This is a genomic window from Leeuwenhoekiella parthenopeia, assembly GCF_020782115.1.
Taxonomy (GTDB): domain Bacteria; phylum Bacteroidota; class Bacteroidia; order Flavobacteriales; family Flavobacteriaceae; genus Leeuwenhoekiella; species Leeuwenhoekiella parthenopeia.
The window spans coordinates 171,227-188,360 of record NZ_JAJGMW010000004.1 but is presented as its reverse complement, the minus strand read 5'-3'; the positions used below and the strand labels follow the sequence as shown (position 1 = coordinate 188,360).

The window sequence follows — 17,134 nt, the reverse complement described above, 5'->3', positions numbered from 1 at the left end:
CAATAACAATAACAATAGCAATAACAATAGATCATGTTAAAGAACTATATCAAAATCGCCTGGCGGAATATTTGGAACAATAAGTTGTTTTCCTTCATTAACGTCATCAGTCTGGCCATTGGCTTTAGCGCATCTTTTGTGATAGGTCTTATGGTGTATTATGATTTTACCTTTGATACATTTCATAAAGACAGGGATCGTATTTACCGGGTGGTGACCGATTTTGAAACCCCCCAGGGAAATTTTAAGAATGGTGGAGTAACCCCGCCTATGCGTCTTGCTGCGCGTGAAGAATTAACAGGCATTGAACAATCGGCTTACTTTTTTAACTGGTGGATCAGCGAATCTAAAGCTGCTTCCGGCGAACAGATTTTTCGTGATCCCGAAAAAATCATACTTACCGAGGCCAGCTATTTTGACATTTTTGAGTATGACTGGATTGCCGGTTCTAAAGAAACTGCACTACAAAAACCCAATCAGGTTGTACTTACCCGCAAACGTGCTTTAGAATACTTTCCCAACCTGCCTTTGACCGCAGTAATGGGGCAGACCCTTGTGTATAATGCCGAGGTGCAGGGTGTGGTTTCGGGTATTGTTGAAGATTTTGATAAACGTTCTGACCTTTACTTTGATGAATTTGTTTCTTTAGAAACCGTCAGGCAAACCGATAGTAAAGATCAGGTATTCAGCGAGAGTTGGTCTATGACAAACAATGCTTCTCAGCTTTATATTAAACTTTCGGAGCATAGCACCGAAGCGCAGATTCAAAGCCAGTTAGCAGCATTAAGTAAGCAACACGTAGATGCAGATATGATAAAGTACAACAATAAGCGTACGTTTCATCTGCAGCCCCTTTCGGAGTTGCATTTTGATCAGGAGTATGGGATATACGATTATTCACGGCCTGAAGCTGATAAGAATATATTGATCAGCCTTATTTTCGTAGCCATTTTTCTGCTGCTTTTAGGAAGTATCAATTTTATCAACCTCAATACAGCCCAGGCGACGCAGCGCGCAAAGGAAATAGGTATTCGTAAAACCCTGGGGAGTTCAAAAAGGCAATTGGTTCTGCAGTTTCTGGGAGAAACCTTTTTGCTTACCCTGCTGGCGGCTATTTCTTCGGTTTTGATAGCGATCCTCGCTTTAAGGTTGTTTAATGATTTCATCCCCGATGGGGTTGATGCGGGGCTTATGGCAAGTCCGTGGTTTGTTAGTCTCGTGCTTGGACTTCTAGTTATTCTTACGTTTTTATCGGGTTTTTACCCGGGAGTGGTTTTGTCAAGATTTAAACCGACTCGAGTTTTTAAAGGAACGGTCACAAACACTGCAAATAAGGCTTCTTTACGAAAAGTATTAACCGTGTCGCAATTTGTCATTGCTCAGGTTTTTGTGATTGCCACTCTGCTTGTAAGCAAGCAATTGTATTTTATGATGCACAGTGATTTGGGTTTTAGAACCGATGCCGTGGCATATCTGCAAACTCCGTGGGAGGATCAAAACGTTAGCAAGCGACTCGTTTTGGAACAGGAAATCAGGAAACTACCGGGGATTTCTAATAGTAGTTTGGGGGGAATGCCTCCGGCTTCACACAATATGGCTACCCGGATGGGAATCTACAAAACCGAAGATCAGTAAGTGATTCAGGAACTTCAGATTCTCAATGGAGACAGCGAATATTTAAATGTTTATAATATTGATCTTCTTGCGGGAAGAAAACCATTGAACGATACTATTGAAGAATATGTGATTAATGAAACCGGAATGAAGGCTTTTGGTTTTCAAGATCCAGAAGGCATAGTTGGAAAGTATATAGAGCTGAATAGCAATACGCGCTTGATCGTGGGCGTGATGAAAGACTTTAAGCAACGCTCTCTTAAAACCGAAGTTATACCCTTGGTGCTTACCGGAGATACCGGCAGAGAACGCCGTACAAATTTCAGGACTGTCCATTTGGTATTGGATGATAAACCCGACGGCTGGAGTAGCACTATAGCTCAGGTCGAGCAGGTGTACAAAAAAGTATATCCGGGCGAAGATTTTAAAATGACCTTTATTGATGAGACAATTGCAAACTTCTACGAACAGGAGCAGCGCATCGCAGGTCTGCTCAACTGGGCTACCGGACTGTCCGTTTTGATAAGTTGTCTGGGACTTCTGGGGCTTGTGATTCATACGACCGAACGTCGCGCCAAAGAAATAGGTATACGCAAGGTTCTCGGGGCCTCTCTGGCGCAACTTAATTTATTGTTGTGTACAGACTTTTTGAAGCTGGTGGTTTTGGCCTATCTCATTGCGGTGCCTTTTGCCTGGTGGGGCTTACACAATTGGCTTCAGGATTATGCCTATAAAACCGAAATGAGCTGGTGGGTTTTCGCCCTAAGCGGCATCGGAATGGTTGTGCTCGCTCTTGCGATTATGAGTTTTAAAACGTTAAGGACCGCATTGAAAAACCCCGTAAAATCTTTACGAACCGAATAAGCCCCGAGCCCCTAACCCCCAAAGGGGAATTAAAGGAAAGGGGTTAAATGTTAATTGGGTTATTAGGTTACTGAGTTATTTAAAAGACCAACTCCAAATTCAATAAAGAATAGCAATAACAATAACAATAACAATAACAATAACAATAACAATAACAATAGATAATGTTAAAGAACTACATCAAAATCGCCTGGCGGAATTTAGTAAAGAATAAACTCTCCGGTTTTATTACCATCGGTGGGCTGGCTGTAGGGCTTACCGCCTGTACGCAAATTCTTTTTTATGTGGCGCACGAGCGCAGCTATGACAGCTTTCATACAGATTCTGACCGTATTTATGCAGTGGAGGCTCAGGTAAATATGGGCGGAGATAGCATTTATATGAACTCGATGAATGCCACGGTTGGAGAGCTCACCGAAAATGCAAGTCCGGCGGTTTCTAGCAGCCTGCGTCTAAAGGAAGAATACAAGCCGGTGATCATCACAAATACGAGCCAGCCCGGCACGCGATTTTCGGAAAAGGACTTCAGCTATGCTGATGCGAATTTCTTTGACTTCTTTTCATTTAAGTTGAAAAATGGCAACACGGCAACTGTTTTAAGCAAGCCCTATTCGCTGGTGCTTAGCGAGGATATGGCCAAAAAGTATTTTGGTAATCAAAACCCTATTGGCGAAACACTATCAGTGCGAAAGGACAGCACCTACCTGTTTACCGTCACCGGTGTGATGGAAAATACACCCAGCAATTCGAGCTTACACCCCGACTTTTTAGCATCGCTGAGCAGTATGCCAACCATGAAAGAGTTTGAGAGGGATTTTGATTCGGAAGTCTTTAGATTGGGTGCTTTTCCTACCTATTTAAAACTGACTAATCCCACAGCTAAAAACGCGGTTGAAAACACGATGCAAAAACTCAGCATTCAGGGTAATGCAGAGGCTTCTGATGTTTACAGCCTGAGTTTGTTAACCGATAAACATTTAAACGGAAGAGACGCTTCAAACACTAGGTACATCCGTATTTTTCCGTTGATAGCGGTGCTAATTCTGTTGCTTGCCTTAGTCAATTATTTGAGTTTATCTACCGCACGGGCAACCCTGCGTTCTAAAGAAATCGGCGTGCGCAAAGTAAATGGTGCCAGCAGAAAAAGTGTGGCGTTTCAGTTTTATGTGGAATCTACCCTTTATGTAATCTTTGCATTTCTGCTTTCGGTAGCCCTTAGTGTAGTTTTAAACCCCTGGTTTTTTAGCCTTCTGGACATTGAGATTGACGCTTCCTTTTTCCTTAATAAAAACTTCCTCCTGATCCTTACATGTCTGTTAGGTTTTACCGTTTTGGCAACCGGTTTTTACCCGGCATTGGTGATGTCTGCCTTCAACCCTGTTGAGAACCTTAGAAGCAGCAGAGCTTCAAAAATGGGAGAAGAACGCTTACGTAAGGTTTGTACTACTGTCCAGTTTGTCATTGCGATAGCCCTTTTAATAAGCGGTATTATCATCCATCAGCAATTGGATTATGTGCGCGGGGTGGATACCGGTCTAAACCGTTCTGACGTAGTTATGGTAACACTGCAGAATACCATGGGGACTAACAGTACGCCTTTTAGAAATGAGATCGAAAAGCTCTCACAGGTAACCAGTACGGCAGTAGCTCAATATCCTATTTACAAAGGTTATAATATGTTTTTTGCGTCTTCAGAACAAGTGCCTGATGCTACGGGTCTGCCCATATTTTCGGTAGATGATGATTTCTTTAAAACCCTGGGTGTAACCTGGGAAACAAAGCCGGATGACGAAAATTTCTATTCTAAAAGCGATCCGGTAATCATCAACGAAGCGGCAATCAGTAAATTTAAACTGGGACCAAACCCTATAGGAGAAAGTCTGCTTTTTGGAAACAGTAAAAGAGAAATTGTTGGTGTAGTTAAGGATTTCCATTTTGAAAATCTGGATGCGCCCATAAATGCAGTGGCTTTGTTTGTGAATTCAAAAACTAAAGCAACCACAAACATTCTGGGCAAAAGTGGCGGCTGTTTATTTGTGCGTTTTCAACCGGAGAGTGATGTGCCCCAATTGCTTTCAAAAATGGAAACGATCTATACCCAATACGATTCTGCTACTCCTTTTGAATACCAGTTTCTGGATGATGCGTTTGACACGATGTTTCGTTCCGAAGAACGCTTGTCACACGTGTTTAACCTGTTTATCATTCTGGCGATGCTGATTGCCGGTATGGGGCTTTTTGCCCTAGCAACCTTCAGCGCACAGCAGCGTATGAAAGAGCTGGGAGTTCGTAAGGTTCTGGGTGCATCGGTGTTGCAGCTTACCACCTTACTTTCTTTTGATTTCCTTAAACTGATTTTACTGGCTATTCTGATCGCCTCTCCGCTGGCGTGGTATTTTATGCACGAGTGGCTTCAGGATTTTAATTACAAAACAACTATACACTGGTGGGTCTTTTTAGGAGCAGGCGCGGGAGCTCTAGTCCTTGCCATTTTAACGGTAAGTTTTCAGGCCATTAAGGCGGCGCTGGCAAACCCCGTAAAATCTTTACGAACTGAATAACAATAGAAATAATAATAACAATAAAAATAAACCATGCTCTTACAACTCAATCATATTTACAAATGGGTCAAACAAGGCGGCAAACGCGTCTTTTTACTAAATGATATCAGTCTTGATGTCGAAGAAGGCGAGTTCATCTCGATTATGGGTCCGTCAGGTTCCGGGAAGTCCACTTTACTCAACGTCATCGGGATGCTTGACGAATTTCAGGAAGGGGAATACATTTTTGATGGCGAACCGGTGCATAGCCTCAAAGAAAAGCAGCGGTCTAAACTCTACAAAGAATACATCGGTTTTGTGTTTCAGGCGTATCACCTCATCGACGAACTGACCGTTTATGAAAACATCGAAACTCCGCTTTTGTACAAGAATATCAAGTCTTCCGAACGCAAAGCTTTGGTAGCCGATATGCTCGACCGCTTTAATATTGTGGGCAAAAAAGACCTGTTTCCGGCGCAGCTGAGTGGCGGGCAACAGCAACTGGTAGGTATCGCCCGGGCACTTATAGCAAAGCCCAAACTCATTTTGGCCGATGAACCCACCGGAAACCTGAACTCGAAGCAGGGTGAAGAAATTATGGAACTTTTTAAGGAGCTCAATGCCGAAGGGGTGACCATCATTCAGGCGACGCACTCCGAGTCTAACGCGGCTTACGGCAATCGCATCATTCACCTGCTTGACGGGAGTAAACAGCTTCAACCCTAGAATTAAAATGACACGCGGGACTCATCAACCCGATAGTTTAAAAACATACAAACACATCAATCAAAAGAATATGAAAATTCCATTCACAGGCTTGTTAGCGGCCTGTCTGTTTACAATCTGCACTATGCAGGCGCAGGAAACGCTTACGCTCGAAGATTGTATCGAGATTGCTTTGGCTCAAAACTTCAGTGTACAGCGAGCGGAAATTAATGCGCAGGGCGAAAGCATTCAGTATAAACAAAGCCGAAACGCGCTTTTGCCCAGAGTAAATGCCGATTACAATTATGGCGTGAGCAATGGCCGAAGCATTGACCCCTTTACCAATGCCTATGTGACCGAGCAGCTTAACTTCTCTAATGCAGGGCTCAGTCTAAGTGCCACCGTATTTAATGGCTTTAGATTGCTCAACAGCCTGAAGCAAAGCAGGCTCAACAAGGCCGCTGCCGGGATGGAAGTGGAAGAAGCCCGCCAAAACCGAATGCTTGATGTTACGCTAAACTTTTTGCAGGTGTTGAATGCCCGCGAACTCGTAAAACTGGCCGAAACCCGCTTACTTACCAGCCGCGAACAGCTCAAACGGCTGGAAAAACTCAACGAAGAGGAGAGCGGCAATCCATCTGATTTTTACGATTTGAAAGGTCAGCTTGCATTGGATCAAAATGCCATAACCGAAGCTACTAACAGTCTGAAAAATGCGCTTGAGGAGCTTAAATTCTTGCTGAATACCGAAGCCGAAATACAGGCGGAAAGTCTGCTTTTAGTAACCGAATTTAAAAATCAGGAGCTGTCTGCCGAAGGGATTTACGAGCAGGCTTTGCAAAATCTGGCTGCAATCAAATCCCGTGAAATCAGGCTGGAAGCTGCCGAAAAAGGAGTGGCTGTCGCCCGCGCGCAGTACGTACCTGAAATCAGTTTATTTGCCAATCTGAATACTAACTACTCGAGTGCTGCACGCCTGTTTGAAGAGACCGGAACAGCGCTTTTAGAAACTACCGATTTTGTAAGCATTTCGGGAACCGACTATAATGTGTTTACTCAGGAAACCCGGTTTGATTCCCGCGGGATATCGTATAGCGATCAGTTTAACAACAACCTCAATTCTACCATCGGGGTTTCGGTGAGTATTCCGCTGTTTAATGGGTTTCGAGCCAAAAACAACGTGCAATTGCAAAAAGTAGAGCAGAGCAGGGCTGAGGTAGCTTTGGCAGAAACCAAACGCGCGCTGAAGCAAAACATCACGCAGGCCTATAACGACTGGGATGCAGCGGCTACGAGCTATGAGTTGCTTGAGGAGCAGGTTGCGGCTTATGAAAAGTCGTTTGCGATCAACGAAGCCCGTTTTAACCTGGGTGTGGCCACCAGTGTCGAATACATTACCAGTAAAAATCGACTAGACAACGCCCGAATCAATTTAACCAACACCCGCTATACCTATCTCTTACGGGATAAGGTGCTGGAGTTTTATAAGGGTAGGGCGATTAGATAAGTGGGTTTTGATCTAATTTTTATTGATTGACTCTTTTTGAGGAATACCTTAAATGGATTTTGTAGCAATGGGCTATATTTACGCAAAACAGAGCCTAGAATATAGTTAGTTGATACTCTAAGAAGGAATGGAGATTTTAGTATTGCCGGTTTTTATTTTGATTTTCATTCTTTTTTTGATCCACTCGAAAATTAAATTTTTGGAGCTCAGAGACGGGAGTAAAAAATTAAAGGCGACAGTTGTTGAATACAGTAAGGAAAGGGGATCTATGAGAAATGATTATACGTTGCTAAATTATCCTTACCTACGTATTCTTTTAGATGATGCCTACTACGTTAAGCAAAAGTTGAGGTATGCTAATAATTGGAATAAGCCATTTGAAATAGGTCAAGAAATTGATGTGTTTTGGTTGGGCTCTGACTTACTGTATTGGGATGCCTATGATACCGGTTTTTACAATTATTTACCGAGCAAGTGGAGCTTTTGGACTTAAAGTTTTAGCCAATATTTGATATCTATAATAAGCAAATCAAAGATGAATTATGAAGCAATATATCCCCTAATTCTGTTTTTGCTTTTGATAGGCTGCTCTAAACAGGAGAAATTAGATATAAAGGGGGTTTGGTATCTTACAAGCTCTGAAAAACCAGATCATTATTCTGAAGTTCATATTACTGATACAGGTTATGTAGTTGTTGGTGAAAATGGGCTGAGTTATCTGGCAACTTACAGACTAAAAAGCGACACCCTAATTCAATATTTAAGAGACCATTTTGTAGATCTTAAAATAACAGACACTCTAGAATTTACAATTGAGCGCAAACAAGATTCTTTAGAGCTTGTAAATGTTATTAATAGAGAAGCCAGATCAAAGTGGGTTCGAATTAATAGCGTTGACCCCTATACTTTTGGTGGTGATCAGGCTTTAGACAGTTTTGCACAAAAGTTTAGGATGAGATACTTTAAAAATTTCGTTTCAGGATTCGTTCCAGAGAATTTTGTACACAAGGCAATGCATAATTTCGATTCTAGCTGGGGTATACAAGAGAAACCTTTCAAGTAGAGTTGTAAATATTGGTTACTTTCGGTTGTGGTTTTAGACTTTGGTACATGAGCAATGATGAAATCCTATTTTTTGATTTTAATCAAAAGAGCGCTACCCTTTTGATCTTCTTCTTCAATGCGCTTATATTTTCAGTCGTATTGCTTAAACGTGGAATTAGTGAAGATCAGCAAGACAGCAAATGGCTGGCGGCTTTCATCTTTTTGTGCGGTTTATATGTTTGTCCGTTTATGCTTGGCTATGCGGGTTGGTATTCGATCACCAGCTACCGGGAGTTTATGTTTTTTATGCCCTTTCAACAGCTTTTTCTCCTGGGCCCCGTACTCTATTTTTACGTCCGTAGCCTTTTCGATAAAAATTTCAGTTTCACAAACCGCCAACTGTGGCATTTTCTTCCGGCGTTACTGTATCTGATCTATAGCTTTATCGTGTTTATTACCGATAAGTTTATTTTAGATCGCTTTTACTTCTATGCAGACGAAAGAGATAAAGACCTGGTTTTTTGGTATCAGATGGCCGGTTTGCTGTCTATGTTGGGCTATTTGGGACTCTGCTTGTTTCGATACAAGAATTACCGGAAAGATTTAGAACAGGAAGTCAGCTACGCAGAAGAAGTGTCTTTTAAGTGGGTCAAAAACTTCCTGCTGGCATTTAGCCTAATCCTGTTTTTAAGAGTGTTGTTTTTTATTTTAAATCCGGAATGGGCGCAGTTCGGTCGTAAATACTGGTATTACCTTAGCTTTTCAGCAGTGGGTATGTATATTACTATTGAAGGCTACACCCACGCTTTAAAGGTGCGGCTTCCGCAACGGGTAAGTTCTGATAGTTTACTTGAAAATAGCGAAACCCAATCTCCGGAAAGAGACATCCCTGTTTCCGCAGAAGAGTTGCACGTACTTAAAGAAGAAATTGAAAGTCTAATGAATTCAAAACAGTTGCATACTAATCCGCGCCTCACTCTAAGTGATCTCGCCCTCGAACTGAATACCAATCGCAACCGCATTTCAGAGGTCATCAATCAGGGATTTGGGCTTAATTTTAACGAGTATATTAATGCGCGGCGTATAGAGACTGTGTTAGACAAACTAAAGTCTGGAGAGCATCTTGAGAAAACACTTTTGGGGATCGCCTTAGACTGTGGATTTAATTCTAAGAGTACCTTTAACCGGGCTTTTAAAAAGCACACGAAACTTACCCCTCAACAATTTATTACGAAAAACAACCTGTAAACAGGTGTCAAATGGTCATTTGAAGCGATTGCCCCAGGATTAAGACGCAATTTTGGAGCATAAATCAAAACCTATGCGAATTTTAGTATTACTGCTATCTCTTTTTTTATGCACCCAAATCTTTGGGCAAATAGCGCTATCACCACCACAACAAAAAGCTTTAGACAGCATTGTTGCCCTCGATGTTCCCGAGAATGCTCCGGGTGTGGCAACTGCATTAATTTCCGGTGGAAAAGTGATTTATCAAAATTATTCGGGATACGAAAACCTTGAAAATAAAACCCATATCGACTCGCATTCTCGCTTCAACATCGCTTCAAACGCGAAGCAGTTTACCGCACTGGCCATTTTAATATTAGAGGAACAGGGGAAGCTCAAACTTTCAGATGATATCAGAACGTATGTTCCTGAATTATATCCCACTCTTGAAACTCCGGTTCGCATAGAGCATTTGATACAGCATACGAGCGGAATTCGAGATGTGTACGATTTATGGTCCCTTCAGGGCATTACCTGGTGGAAACAGACGTATAATAATCAGGATGCACTTAATTTATTAAAGGCTCAGACTGATTTAAATTTCACACCCGGGTCCAAATATATGTACAGCAACTCAAACTATATTTTGTTGGCTGAAATCATATCCAGAATCACAGAAACCTCTTTTAGGGATTTTATGAATCAGCTTTTTGCTGATTTGAATATGCCTGAAACTTCTTTTGAAAATGACTTCCGCAGTATTGAAGAGCCAGTGGCAAAAGCCTATTTCAATTTTGATACCTGGTCTACTTATGACTGGAAATGGAATGTAGTGGGTGATGGCAATTTATTTTCCAGCCTTGCTGATAAGATTGAATGGGAAAAGACGGTTCAGGGTTTTGGCAATCCTAAAATCTCACGAAAACTCATAGAAAAAAGTCAGCAACTGCAGGCGGCTAACGAAAATCTGAAATACGGCTATGGTCTTGAGTTTGATGCCTACCGCGGAAAGCCTTATCGTTTTCACGAGGGGGCAACTGGTGCGTGGAAGGCGACGGTAGTGCGTTTTGAAAATCCGGAACTGGCAGCCGTTACCCTGACCAATAGCGGAAAAGTGATCCCGGCGATGATGACCCGGCAATTTACAGATGTCGTCTTGGGTTTGGAAAAGGAGTCAGCAGATTTTAAAACCGCTCCAGAGAATACCGGAGCCTATGTTTCTGTAGATGCCGTTTTAGGAAAATACCTCACTCCCGGTAATTATGTTTTCGAGTTTTTAAAAGACGATTCCGGAAATCTGATTTTAAACCGTTTAGATCGTGGAGAGGTAGAGCTGGAGCGCGAGTCGGCTAATGTATTTCATCAAAAATATGATCCCGCCTTTAAACAGGAATTTACCAAAACAGAACGTGGTGAAATGCAGGTGACGGCATACTATACCACACACGCACCCTACAGTCTTACACGCCCTGAAGCTAACTGGGAAAATTTTGACTATAAAACGCTTGAAGGCACCTTTTTAAATGCAGAGACCGGAGTGAAGCTGCAGGTGGAGTATGTTGAAGACCATACCTATTCTGTTTACAGAAACGATAAAAAAAGCCAGGCGTTTCTAATAACCCCTGGTAAATTACTGTTGGGAAACTATACCCTTACCTTTGATCATGAAAGCGAAACAGTTGACTCCATTTACCTTTCAGCAGATCGGATACAACAGGTGAAGTTTGAGCGCTTACCCTAAGCTTAAGGAATGAGTTTTTGTGCTTGAACCACTTTAAATTCAATCCAATCGAATCAAAATTGATGGGGCGTGATACGGATATCTTTATTTTCAGTAAATTAAGTGTGTATTACACAATTAAAGCTAAATTACCACATCCTTTATATGTTGCAGCCTAGGGGTTTCGGCATTAAACAGGATGTGCATTAAAGGTTTATAACTTAAAATACTATGAGAAGCAATCAGATTTACGTAGCACTTACTTTTCTTGTCATACTGATGACGTATGCATCTACTGTTGCCCAGGAAACCGTGCCCCAGCGTCCTATCATCCAGACAAAATATACTGCAGACCCGGCTCCATTGGTATACAACGACACGGTGTTTTTGTACACCAGTCACGATGAAGATGATGCCATGGGTTTTAAAATGAAAGACTGGTTGCTGTATTCTTCTACCGATATGGTAAACTGGACCGATCACGGTGTAGTCGCCTCACTGGATAGTTTTGATTGGGTGCCTTATGAGAATGGGGCCTGGGCGGTGCAATGCATCGAACGCAACGGAAAGTTTTACCTGTACTGCCCAATGCCCGGCGGCGTGGGAATCGGGGTTTTGGTAGCCGACAGTCCGTATGGCCCTTTTAAAGACCCTTTGGGTAAACCTCTTATTAAAAACAGCAATCACGATATAGATCCTACCATACTTATTGATGACGACGGGCAGGCATATATGTACTGGGGTAACCCAATGGTCTATTATGTAAAGCTTAATGAGGATATGATTTCCTATTCCGGGGAAATTATGCAGGAAGCCACAACTCCCCAAAATTATCAGGAAGGGCCATGGGTTTGGAAGCGCAACGCTAAATATTATCTGGCGTACGCCTCTACGTGCTGCCCGGAGGGAATAGGTTATGCTATGAGTGACTCGCCTAACGGACCCTGGGAATACAAAGGTATGATTGTAGACGCATCTGAAAAATCAAGAGGTAATCACCCGGGGATCATCGAGTTTAAGGGAAAATCCTATGTTTTTGGGCATACTTACGATTTATTGAAACAACGCACTCCCAAATTCTATGAACGCCGTGCGGTTGATATGGACGTTATGGAATATAATGCAGATGGTACTATAAAAAGTCTTGCTTATTTTTCTGTTGAAGGACCGGAACAGGTAGGAACCCTTAATCCTTTTAGACGGGTTGAAGCCGAGACCATGGCCTGGAGTGAAGGTTTAAAAACCCGCTTTGAAACCGAGTGGGAAGGTGATTTTGATTGGGACCGGGGTGAAAAAATCGCTGACCATTTATTTGTAAGCGACATTCATAACTGGGATTATCTAAAAGTAGCAGGCGTTGATTTTGCAGAGGGCGCGCAGTCTGTTGAAGTGAGTGTTTCGCCTATTTATGGTGGAACGATCGAAATACATGCCGATACCATTGACGGACCCCTGGTATCAACAGTTGAGGTAACCAACATCAGGCAAGAGGGATTATGGAGTACCCTTACGACACCGGTAAATAAGACTATCACCGGAGTACACGATCTGTTTTTTGTCTTTAAAGGCGAAAAGGATTTGTTCTATTTTGACTGGTGGAAGTTTAATTAGGCAGTTTTAAATCTTTATAAAGTCCTTTTCCTTTATCACGCAGTGCATTAGCCATTTCGCCATTTGTCTGCATTACTCACAAAAAAATTTTGATGATTTAGTTTGAGAAAAGTTTTAGAATGAGCTAATGAAGCTAATTCAATATCCCCAATGACTATAGGGAGCATAAGGCTTTATTTCCGAGTAAATACGATCATGAATAGGAATAATTACTTTAGGAATAGGCCTTTTTTCATTTATTCAGAACGCAGTCCTCATAACCTATTTAAAAAAGTTTTCTATGCTAGCACTCCCTGCTCCTGTAAGTTTGGACTAATGCTGCTCTATATGAAAATGAGACTTTATGCTTAAATTCGATTTAGATCTTCAAATTCAACCGTATGCGTAAATCAAAGGCCATTATCGTACTGCTATTTATGCAGATATCCTGCAACACCACGACTCAAAAATCGGACGCCGACAATACGATTAAAGAGGTTGAGTCGCTTGCTCAAAAGAATTTTGACTGGTTGCTGGGCAAATGGGAGCAAACGGATGAAGATCCCGGAAAAGAAACCTTTGAAGAATGGAGTAAACCAAACGATTCAGAGTATCGCGGATTTGGTTATACCTTGCAAAGAGGCGACACCATTTGGCAGGAAGAAATGCTATTGATTCCTTCCGCGGAAAACTGGTTTTTAAAGATTAAAAGTCCCGATGATCCTGAAGCCGTAACCTTTACGTTAAAGGAATATAGCCCATATACATTCAGCTTTGAGAATGCCGAGGTCTCATTTCCCAATCTGATAACCTATCGTAAACAGGGTGAAATCTTACAGGCTGCTGTATCAGGAGGCGATACGGAAATCCGGTTTGCATTTAGACCGGTAAAAGAATAGTTTTTTGGTTTCACTAATTTCAGCCCCGGCCTATTTTTCAATGATTTAAGAGCTACACTTCTACTCACGAACAAATGAGGAAGGTTTATTCTGGTGAATGGGTACGTATTTTTCTACGATGTATTCGGTCACGGCTTTTAAAGTTTTTCCGTTTACGGGATGCAGACCGGGAGCGGTATAGTACTCAATTTCTCCCTGTTCATTTTTGTAATACCACAGGAGCGGCTTTTGATTCTGCTCCGAAAAGAAGGGGGTGGTAATATCAACCTCTACTCGTTTAAAATTTTCAAAACGCTTTTCATCATAGGGTTCAATAGTATTGCCATACGTGGAATAGGAACCTTTTGAGCAGGGTGTTTTTTTATAGAACCTTCCGGTCCAGGTCATACAGTTTTCAGAATCTGCTACTTCACTTGTTTTATTTTGAATTATCAGATAAAGCACAAGTAGTAGCGTAAGCGTAAAGGTTCCAAAAATAGCGGCATAGCGCCAGATTTTCTGACCTGGTTTAGTTGCTGCACCTGTGGAGGAATCCTGGGTTTCATTTTGGTCTTTCAGACTTGAGGGAAGTGGGCCATTATCGGGCTCCTTTGCTTTATGTTTTTCAACGTATTCGGCATAATCCTGATAGCCGAGATACACACAGAACTCTTCTATAGTATTTGAAGACGGATTGTAGTCTTCATCTTTTCTTCTAATATACCTATCGTACGTCCTTTCAATGGTGCGGTAACTCAATCCTGTTGCTGCCTCAACTTCTTTGGCCAAGGCATATTTCTTATGTGAAGCCGACTTGTCTTTGGCTTTTTTAAATACTTCTTCCGTGATTTTCTTTACGTAGAATTCTTCCATCATCCTAAAAATACAAATTATCCCCAGACATTTTTTAGACAACTACTCTGTGAAGACTTGTGTTTAATGATGTCGAAAAGTTGTCTAAAACAAGTCTAATCACTGTCTGCAACCAGACTTCCATCTTCCCTTTACTTTGTCCCATAGGATGCTTGCTGCTGTGTCTTGCTAACATAGCTTTTCTAGAACAGGCATTCTAAAGGAAATCTGTAATGCAGTGGCAAAGGCCAAATTGGAAAGTAGCTTAAAGCTGCTGCATGAGATTTCCACTTTCCAAAAAAACAACGGAGTACTCCAAAACTCAATGGTGGCTGTAAAGCAATAAAACCGGGAAATCCCCGGACGGCCACCCCTTTGTTCAATCACAAAATTTTAAAACGATGAAAAAATTTATATTGGCCATAGCGATCGTGGCATTTAATGGGGTGCTGGCCTCGTGTAGCGCAAGCGCTTATGAAGAAAGTTTAATTAACGGAACCCAGGCAACTGAGGGAGATGACGGTCAGGTAACGCCCCCGCCACCTCCGCCGCCACCCCTTGATGAGGGTAATTAACAGTTTTAAAAAGAAAAGGTTTGTGCTATCCGCATAAACCTTTTTTAGTAGTTTTAGAATAAAAACTGCCTTGTACCGCCCTAGCCTTGTTTTCCTTTTTGTTTTATTGCTTTGTTCCTGTAAGGAGCAGTTAAATTTTGATCGCGGGGCTTCTAAACCTGCCGGCGATAGCATTTCATTTTATTATAAAAATGCTCAGAACAATAACCTACCTTTAGACGATCGGCTAAGATTTACCAATCAGGCACTTCAATCCTTAGAGAACCAAAAATCCGATTCTCTGTACCCAAAGCTCCTGTATCAAAAGAGTTGGTTGCAGTTTTCATTGGGGCAATACGACAGCCTTATAAAAAGTGACCGGCTCCTTCACGATACCGCTAATCCCACTGAGGCAGCAGCAATTTTGGGTATGCAGAATTATCTCATGGGGTATTATTTTGAGCAGGTGGTTCAGAAACCGGATAGTGCTTTTAAACGCTACAACAGATCCAGATTTTATTACAGAAAAAACAACGACAGCAGCTGGATTGGTAAAAACCTGCTGAATATGGCTAATATTCAACAAACTCAAAGTGATTTTTTTGGAAGTAAAGAAACGCTTACCGAGGCCATTCAATATATAGAAGCAGGGGAGGATCCTAACACGATTGCTTCGGTTTACAATAGTCTTGGCACCAATCACCGCAAACTATTTAACTATACTGATGCCCTTGATTACTACTTAGAGGCCATTAAAACTTCAGATGATAAAGCAGCCATTAGTACCTATAAAAATAACCTGGCTACGGTATATATAGATCTGAAATCCCTTGATAAAGCCCGGTCGATTTTAGAGGCGATCGCAGTTGATAGTCTGGACATGGCAGATACCCGGGCGCGCGTTTTGGATAACCTGGCCTATGCAAATTGGTTGTCTGGCAGAGTGGTTTCAGCTAATGCTTTTTTAGAGCCCCTGGGGTTGCGCAAACAGGAGCAGGACAAACGCGGATTATTAGCCAGTTACACACATCTTGGCGAATATTACAGCAAGACCCAACCGCAACGCGCGATGAGCTATTTAGATTCGGTTATTGATCTTTCTAAAGAGCTTAAAGCTCCCCGCGCAGAATATGACGCGCTTGGGTTTTTTATGAAACTCAAACCCAGCGATATGGGCATTCGGGACCGGTATATTCACCTGCAGGATAGTTTGTATAAGCAGGAGTTGAAGGTCAAAACCCAATTTGCCAAGTACAAGTATGACGACCGGCTTAAGGAAGAGTCTATACTAAGGCTTGAAAAGGAAAATGCCCACGCCGAGCTTGAAGCAATCCGGGAGCGCAACTACAGGTATTGGCTTCTGGCAGGTGTTATGGGGCTTGTTGCGTTAATTATACTGGGTTTTTATACGTATCAACAGCGCATTAAGCGCTTAAAAGCGCAAAATCGGGCAGATCGTCTGGAAGCATCCTATGCTAGCGAAGCGGCTTTATCCCAACGTTTGCACGATGATTTTGGGGCAGGTTTGCATCACGTAATGCTTCTGGTTCAAAGTAATGCCGATGCGGGGAAAGTACTTGACGAACTCGATAAACTCTATCAGCAAAGCCGAAACTTTTCGCGCGAAATCAATGCGGTTGACACCGGGGTAAACTTTAAAGAGGCCCTCTACGCTATGCTTGACCAGCATAAACCGGAAGAAACCCGCCTGCTTATTAGCGGGAGTAAAGAGGTTGCCTGGCAATCTTTGAGTAATGTGACCAAAATCACATTGTACAAAATATTACGCGAGTTGTTTATCAATATGAGCAAGCACAGCCGGGCGGGTTTGGTTACCTTAAATATGAAGCAGCACCCCGATAGACTTGAAATTTGGTACTCCGATAACGGTGTGGGAATTGATTCTTCTGTACGATTTGAGAAAAACGGTCTTTTGATTACAGAAAAGCGTATGGAAGCCATAGGAGGAACTATTATTTTTGAATCAGATCAGGGCAAAGGATTTAAGGCAGTGATCAGTATTCCAAATTAGTAAAGGG

Annotated in this window: 14 protein-coding genes; 13 read left to right on the top strand and 1 reads right to left on the bottom strand. The window is 42.1% G+C overall.

Annotated elements, in window-relative coordinates:
* Positions 1-33 precede the first annotated feature (33 nt).
* The 11 genes from LLW17_RS04820 (at position 34) to LLW17_RS04775 (ending at position 13,710) form a co-directional block, all read left to right on the top strand.
* Entirely contained in the window at positions 34-1,635 is a 1,602-nt protein-coding gene (locus LLW17_RS04820; RefSeq protein ID WP_350355198.1) for an FtsX-like permease family protein, read from the top strand.
* On the top strand, positions 1,636-2,478 hold the full coding sequence (locus LLW17_RS18955) for an ABC transporter permease (RefSeq protein ID WP_350355197.1): 843 nt from the start codon (positions 1,636-1,638) through the stop codon (positions 2,476-2,478).
* 164 nt (positions 2,479-2,642) lie between these two features.
* Entirely contained in the window at positions 2,643-5,039 is a 2,397-nt protein-coding gene (locus LLW17_RS04815; protein ID WP_228229130.1) for an ABC transporter permease, read from the top strand.
* A 33-nt stretch (positions 5,040-5,072) separates the two neighbouring features.
* Positions 5,073-5,744 (top strand): ABC transporter ATP-binding protein, encoded by a 672-nt coding sequence (locus LLW17_RS04810; RefSeq protein ID WP_228229129.1) that lies wholly within the window; start codon positions 5,073-5,075, stop codon positions 5,742-5,744.
* A 7-nt stretch (positions 5,745-5,751) separates the two neighbouring features.
* The gene (locus LLW17_RS04805) at positions 5,752-7,230 is read left to right on the top strand and encodes a TolC family protein (protein ID WP_228229128.1); all 1,479 of its coding nucleotides are present in this window, start codon (positions 5,752-5,754) and stop codon (positions 7,228-7,230) included.
* A gap of 127 nt (positions 7,231-7,357) precedes the next feature.
* Complete coding sequence (locus LLW17_RS04800) at positions 7,358-7,723, top strand: hypothetical protein (protein ID WP_228229127.1); 366 nt, start codon at positions 7,358-7,360, stop codon at positions 7,721-7,723.
* Between the two features lie 42 nt (positions 7,724-7,765).
* The gene (locus LLW17_RS04795) at positions 7,766-8,293 is read left to right on the top strand and encodes a hypothetical protein (protein WP_228229126.1); all 528 of its coding nucleotides are present in this window, start codon (positions 7,766-7,768) and stop codon (positions 8,291-8,293) included.
* Positions 8,294-8,340: 47 nt separating this feature from the next.
* The gene (locus tag LLW17_RS04790; RefSeq protein WP_228229125.1) at positions 8,341-9,522 is read left to right on the top strand and encodes a helix-turn-helix domain-containing protein; all 1,182 of its coding nucleotides are present in this window, start codon (positions 8,341-8,343) and stop codon (positions 9,520-9,522) included.
* A 73-nt stretch (positions 9,523-9,595) separates the two neighbouring features.
* Complete coding sequence (locus LLW17_RS04785; protein WP_228229124.1) at positions 9,596-11,242, top strand: serine hydrolase domain-containing protein; 1,647 nt, start codon at positions 9,596-9,598, stop codon at positions 11,240-11,242.
* A gap of 210 nt (positions 11,243-11,452) precedes the next feature.
* Positions 11,453-12,832: a glycoside hydrolase family 43 protein gene (locus tag LLW17_RS04780; RefSeq protein WP_228229123.1), complete on the top strand. Its 1,380-nt coding sequence runs from the start codon at positions 11,453-11,455 to the stop codon at positions 12,830-12,832.
* Positions 12,833-13,212: 380 nt separating this feature from the next.
* Complete coding sequence (locus LLW17_RS04775) at positions 13,213-13,710, top strand: DUF6265 family protein (protein ID WP_228229122.1); 498 nt, start codon at positions 13,213-13,215, stop codon at positions 13,708-13,710.
* 60 nt (positions 13,711-13,770) lie between these two features.
* Here the strand turns inward: LLW17_RS04775 and LLW17_RS04770 are convergent, their stop codons facing one another.
* The gene (locus LLW17_RS04770; protein WP_228229121.1) at positions 13,771-14,565 is read right to left on the bottom strand and encodes a hypothetical protein; all 795 of its coding nucleotides are present in this window, start codon (positions 14,563-14,565) and stop codon (positions 13,771-13,773) included.
* A gap of 377 nt (positions 14,566-14,942) precedes the next feature.
* Between LLW17_RS04770 and LLW17_RS04765 the strand changes: the two genes are divergently transcribed.
* Together LLW17_RS04765 and LLW17_RS04760 are read left to right on the top strand one after the other, a co-directional pair.
* A complete protein-coding gene (locus LLW17_RS04765) occupies positions 14,943-15,116 on the top strand; it encodes a hypothetical protein (RefSeq protein ID WP_228229120.1) in 174 nt (57 codons plus the stop codon).
* Positions 15,117-15,429: 313 nt separating this feature from the next.
* On the top strand, positions 15,430-17,127 hold the full coding sequence (locus tag LLW17_RS04760) for a sensor histidine kinase (protein WP_228229119.1): 1,698 nt from the start codon (positions 15,430-15,432) through the stop codon (positions 17,125-17,127).
* Positions 17,128-17,134: the final 7 nt, after the last annotated feature.